Source organism: Aquibacillus salsiterrae, assembly GCF_028416595.1.
Taxonomy (GTDB): Bacteria; Bacillota; Bacilli; order Bacillales; family Amphibacillaceae; genus Aquibacillus_A; species Aquibacillus_A salsiterrae.
On record NZ_JAMQKC010000046.1, the window covers coordinates 1 to 5,766 of the forward strand.

At 36.7% G+C, this 5,766-nt stretch carries 5 protein-coding genes; 1 reads left to right on the top strand and 4 read right to left on the bottom strand.

The window, feature by feature from the left end:
• From NC799_RS18465 to NC799_RS18025, 4 genes are all read right to left on the bottom strand, one after another.
• Window positions 1-250 (bottom strand): DUF6431 domain-containing protein (locus tag NC799_RS18465; RefSeq protein ID WP_417006708.1); only part of this gene is annotated, 250 nt, incomplete at its 3' end.
• A gap of 60 nt (window positions 251-310) precedes the next feature.
• On the bottom strand, window positions 311-778 hold the full coding sequence (locus tag NC799_RS18015) for a response regulator (protein ID WP_272447815.1): 468 nt from the start codon (window positions 776-778) through the stop codon (window positions 311-313).
• Window positions 771-2,585, bottom strand: coding sequence for a cache domain-containing sensor histidine kinase (locus NC799_RS18020; protein WP_272447816.1), 1,815 nt, complete (start codon window positions 2,583-2,585; stop codon window positions 771-773). Before NC799_RS18020 ends, NC799_RS18015 begins: the two co-directional genes overlap by 8 nt.
• Window positions 2,575-3,651 carry an autoinducer 2 ABC transporter substrate-binding protein gene (locus tag NC799_RS18025; protein WP_272447817.1) on the bottom strand — a complete coding sequence of 359 codons (1,077 nt, stop codon included), beginning with the start codon at window positions 3,649-3,651 and terminating at the stop codon, window positions 2,575-2,577. The genes NC799_RS18020 and NC799_RS18025 overlap by 11 nt, the downstream gene beginning before the upstream one ends.
• Before the next feature lie 265 nt (window positions 3,652-3,916).
• Here NC799_RS18025 and NC799_RS18030 point away from each other — a divergent pair, with 265 nt between their 5' ends.
• A complete protein-coding gene (locus NC799_RS18030; protein WP_272447818.1) occupies window positions 3,917-4,699 on the top strand; it encodes a hypothetical protein in 783 nt (260 codons plus the stop codon).
• Window positions 4,700-5,766: the final 1,067 nt, after the last annotated feature.

A 5,766-nucleotide genomic window follows, 5' to 3' on the forward strand; every position in this document is an offset into this window, starting at 1 on the left:
TATGATTGGAAAACCGGGCCCAAGGTCTAACAAAGGATGGGAGAAGAGAAAAGGTTTTATCACAATCAGGACAACGTTTCCTAATAATGGGAATGACATAGGACTTAGTCTTGTGATGGACCGTGCGATTATACTTACCGTGGTTCCATAGAGGTCTGCCACAGAAGGGGCAGTTACATTCAATATCGATATGATTGATAAATTTAATGTAACGCTTGATAGAATGAGGATATTCAAGTATAATAGTCATAAGTTATTGGGAGTCAACTGTTCTAGCGGCCAAGCTAAAGAGACAGTTGACTTTTCCTTTTTAGTTGTAACTGATAAGAGCCGACAGTTCAATGTCCATTATACCATGGCCGTTGAACTGTCGGCTCTTTTTATTAAACGGATATGACAAGGTCGTTGACCAAAGCTTCCCCCGAACGGGACAATAGAGTTGGCCGCAAACATTAATCAAATAATCATCAGCACCTTCACGAATCGCTGTTTGTAAAAATGTAAAATCATCGTAACCACTAATCACAATTGCATGAAAGTTCGTTGTCTCATTCAGTGTACTTATTAACGTGAGCCCATCCATCCCAGGCATCTTCACATCTGTAATTAATAGATCAAAAGAAAGTTCATTATTTTGATAGGCGTCAAGACATGCAGTCGCACTAGAAAATGTCCCAACAACTTCCCATTCCTCGCCCATCGAGCAAATTAGTTTCTCAATGCCGCGTTTTAATCTCGGCTCATCATCAACGACCACTACGCTTATCTTCCTAAGCACTCTCTTCACCCCCAGATATCTTTGAAACTTCATGTCCTCTGACCACCGGTAATTTAATGATTACTTCTGTCCCCTTATCTACTTCACTTCCAATTGTTATTCCATACAACTCACCAAAAATCATCGCAATCCGCGCATGCACATTAATTAACCCAAATCCGGAGTCCCTTCCTGCCATTGCATCATTGTTTAACGATTCTTTTAATGTTTTTAAAACACTTGCTTCAATTCCAGGACCATTATCTTTTATCTTTATGAAAAGCTGATCGTCATCAGCTTTGTAGATATTAATAGTAATCGTACAATACACCTGTTCTTCTAACCCATATTTTATTGAATTTTCAATGACTGGTTGGATAATAAACTTTGGAGAGTAAAAAGCATCACTATCAATCGCTTCATCGATGGAAAAATTGATACGATCTTCAAACCGAAATTTCTGCACAGTTAAATAGTCTTTCGCATGCTTTACCTCGGAAGCAATAGGTACTAATCTATCTTTATTATTTAACGAGTACCTTAGCATCCTTCCTAGAATGGTTACCATTTTAATTACTGTATCTTTCTCTTCATCTTCTATGGCATAGCCTATCGTTTCAAGTGTGTTGTACATAAAATGCGGATTAATTTGTGATTGTAGGGCATATAATTCAGCATCCTTTTGCCGCAACTCGATTTGGTAATTCTTCTTAATCAATTGATCAATTTCCTGAATCATCGAATTAAAACTCTTTGACAAGGTACCAACCTCATCCATCGAGTTGACGGGTAGATCCACATCAAAGTCTCCCTTTTCGACTTTGTTCATCAAGTTGGTTAATTTCTTAAGCGGGTGTGATACATTCCATGCCAAGAAAATGGAAATACCAATACTAATCACCACTACAATGATAAAAGCTATCAACGTTCCATTTCTGACAGCATTCGTTTCTTTCGTCAAGTCATTTAAGGCTATACTATGAAATATTCTGAAGCTGGTGCTTTGAAATGTTTCCGTACTAATCAAATAATTATCATCTAAATTAGTTGTCCGAAAACTACCATTTATTTGTGGATAGTCTTTTACTTTTTCATCCAGACTACCTATGAAGGCTGGGTTTGTGTGGTAAACAATTCTCCCCCTTTGGTCAGTAATCCATATTTTTGCATCCTTTTCTTGCTCTAAGTTCCTTAGCGTATGTTCAAAAACAGACAAATCAATCGCAATTAATACAGTGCCCAAATTTTCTCGATTCTCATAGTCTCTAAGCTGTCTCATGAATAAGATAAATGGGGGATTCCCTTTAAATTTCAGGTCAGTTTGATAGGGAAGTAAAATTTTGGTCTGACCTTTCAAATCAAGGTTCTGCCCATATGGCAAGGAAGATGAATCTAAACCTAGGCCACTATAGCTTACTTTTGTACTACTATATAGCCTATTTTTGGAGTGAATGAATATTCCTAGAACACTGGAGTTACCACCATTGATATAGGACCTTGAAAGGAAACTTTCGATGAGAAATTTATCCTTTAGTAGGTTTGACTTGCTTTGAAAAGAATCCTTTCTTAAAATCTCAATAATTTGTGGTGAATTATATAGAAAATCAGGAAGTTGTTTTACGTCATTTAATTGATTATCGATATTTTGCGTGGCTTGATCTAATAACTTAGGAATGTATTCCCCCACTTGTTTTTCAATCGATTTTGTATATTGCGCATAGGAAATATACCCTAAAAAGGCAACTGGAATAACTGTTAAAATGATATAAGTAATCATTAATTTAGTTCTTAATTTTGCATTTCTTAGCTTGCCTTTTTTAAAAATCATACTGATCCACATTTTCCTTATTAAAGTCAATCGGCTCACCCATAATAACAACATCCCCCATCATACGAATTTTACCAACACCCGGAATGGCTTGGCCATCATATGGATATGTTCCTTCAATTAAATTTTTGCTAAGTAAGACCGTTAAATATCCTAACTTTTTAGGACTCCAAAGTGTAATCACTTGTGCAGCACCATTTTTTAAATATTCATTCATAGGATTAGGTGGGGATAAGCCAACTACCACTATATCTCCGGATTTCCCAGCTTCTTTGACAGCCTGAGCAGCTGAAGGCGGACCAACCGATGAGTTGCCGATGATGCCTTTTAAATTCGGATAATCTTCAATGAGTCGTGTCGCGCTAAGATATGCTTTATTAGGATTATCGTCATTTGCAGTAATTTCGACTAATTTCATATCTGGGTAATATTCCTGTTGTTGAATTTTAATCCATTTCAGCCATTCATTTAGATTAGATGCAGATTCCGCCCCTGTCATAATGGCGAATTCTCCTTGTTCCTCTACATTCCATGCCAGGGTATCCATTAAATGGCGACCTAGTGTTTCAGGATCAACCATATTAATAAAAAATTCTCTGCCTTCAGGAAGTGTATCTGCATCCCAAGTAATGACATGTATTCCTTTCTTTTGTGCTTTTTCCAAAATAGGAACCAATGTTTTAGGGTCATTTGCTGAAATAGCAATAACATCCACGTTTTCTTCATTGTTGTTGATGAGATCGGTAATAATCTTTATCTGTTGATTGGCATTGGCTACTTGTGGACCCTGGTAGATTACCTTTACTCCAAGCTCCCGAGCAGCCTCAAATGCACCATCCTCGACTGCATTAAAATAAGGGATATTCTCAAGCTTCGGAATAACCGCAATGGTATAATCAGCTTCTTCTTCACTAACGGTAGATTCCGTTTGAGACTTGTCTGAATAGATTACTTGATATTCATCACCGACAGAACTGCAACCGCTTACAGTAACTAACAAAAAAAGATAGTACAGCAACAATCTGAAGATGATAATCCCCCCCCCTACACGATTCACTAATTCCATGTTACCATAACCCACCTTATCATACTAGTTGATAATCCTACCCTCTTATTACATAGTACCAGGTACCTTTTTTCCGCAGAAGGGGTCTGATTCCGTTGCCCTAGCCTTGATTGTCCTTCACACACGGAAAGTCAACCATTTTGTCTTTCGACAGTGTCTGACACTCATATTTCAATTTTAGATTATAAAAACAACTTAAGTATACTCATAGGACAATCTACCCTTCTCATATTCTCTAGAAATATGAAGAAGGGGTTGAAGATAGGTGTATATGATTAAATGGATTTCTGTAAAAGAAATAAAAGTAATTCATGAATATCTTCCACCGAAAGACAAGGCTGTTGATATCTATACAATAAATAAATATACAAATGGACCACTAATGGGTGTATATCAAAATTCTTCTAATCAGTTCCTATTACATAAAGGAATTGATACTTATAATGCCTTAAAAGTGCTTAATCCTAATAAGAAAGTACCGTGTTTCATATTTTCATTTGATATAAGTGAACTTGATTGGTGCTTTTCTTTACTAAGAACCTGTTTTAGTGAGAATGTGTATTTCAGAATTCGTTATGATTATATTATGAATGCTTTAAAAGCAACAAATTATGATGTTGAAAGAATAGCAGATGAGGTTGGATGTTCACATAAAGAAATAGAAAAGTATATGATTGATAAAGATGTTCCTGATGAATATAAGGAATTAAGCATAAAATACAGTAGACAAACTTTAGTTAATAAAATTTGTCGAGACCCACAACTTTATGCCTATAGAAGGTTACTATATAAAGCAGTATTTCAAACAAAGAATCGGTTAACACATGACAAACTTAAGCACTTTCAAAATTATATTACTTTAGGATACTCTTTAAATGCAAACGAAATCAGCACTTTAGCATATCTAAATGGAGTTGTCGATGAGAAACAAGCTTGGCTAACTTACTGGAACCACCTTAGTCGTCAACGGAATGAAACTAAAGAAGCCAAATTAAGTACTTCAAAGATTAGTAGAGGTAAAAAACACATCCATAAATTCAAAGCGTAAATTAAATTAGATTATAGCATATAACTAATTAGTTATTCTACCCTAACTAAGACCCCTTACTTTATGTAGTTAACTGCATTGGTTGTAATCAATTCATTAAATAAATTTAAGCAGACCACTTCCGGAAATTTCGTTCTTCTTTATTGGATGAAATAATTTCGGAATTCTTAAACTTCCAAATTCAATTATTAGCCAATTAACCCTCATTCTTTTTACGCCTTCGGTATATCCTCTAAATGGGCAATTGTCCAGGTGTTAGGGGACACCTCCCTACCCCAACAATTGTCTCGACATCGGGAACAATTGTCTTTCGACAGGGTCTGATCATTAATCTGAGGGTTAGAGTGTTTTTTGTGAATTCCTTTGCGGACACTCGTAAAAAACGGAGGCACGAACTATAAATATCGTCCCCCTCTTTATACTAAACTAAACCCATACCTGTCCTCTGTACGTGGAAAAATATCCTTTTTGTCTTTTTGTGGTGCCTGACACCAAGTTCACAGGGGGCGTACCTTCCCTCCACCAGAATTACCCGGTTTCTTCGGTACTATGTAGCCCTCCGACTTCCTATCACGGCTTTTGGTTTCCTCACTTTGTATCGCTTGTACACCATACTCCCTCCTTACAATAAGAAGACCCGATAGGACCTCCCGAGTTGCTACAACTTAACAATAATGTCTAACGTGCCGTGGTCAACGACTCCGGAGAGGTTCTTAACTTCTCACCCTAACGAAAATAAGAATGTTGCTTTCTGATCAGGCAAAGACATCAGCCCTCTCGTTTTGGTATTTCGGAGCTCAATCCCTTCAACCATATTGGCTTACAGCCCATTAGCTAACTGTCTACGCTTAAAGATAAAAGTTACCCCTGATCCTCCAAGACTCACTACGAGTGAATGGTTAGTTCTTTCTCGGTGGGAATCTCACCCACTATAAGTTGCATGTAAATGTCAACGATAGAATGTACATTTTTGATTGTTTAAGTATGCACAATTTAGTTAATAAACTAAATCAAAGTTTAGCCTCTAACTGATATGCAACTGAGTGGATCCACTACAAATTGACCAT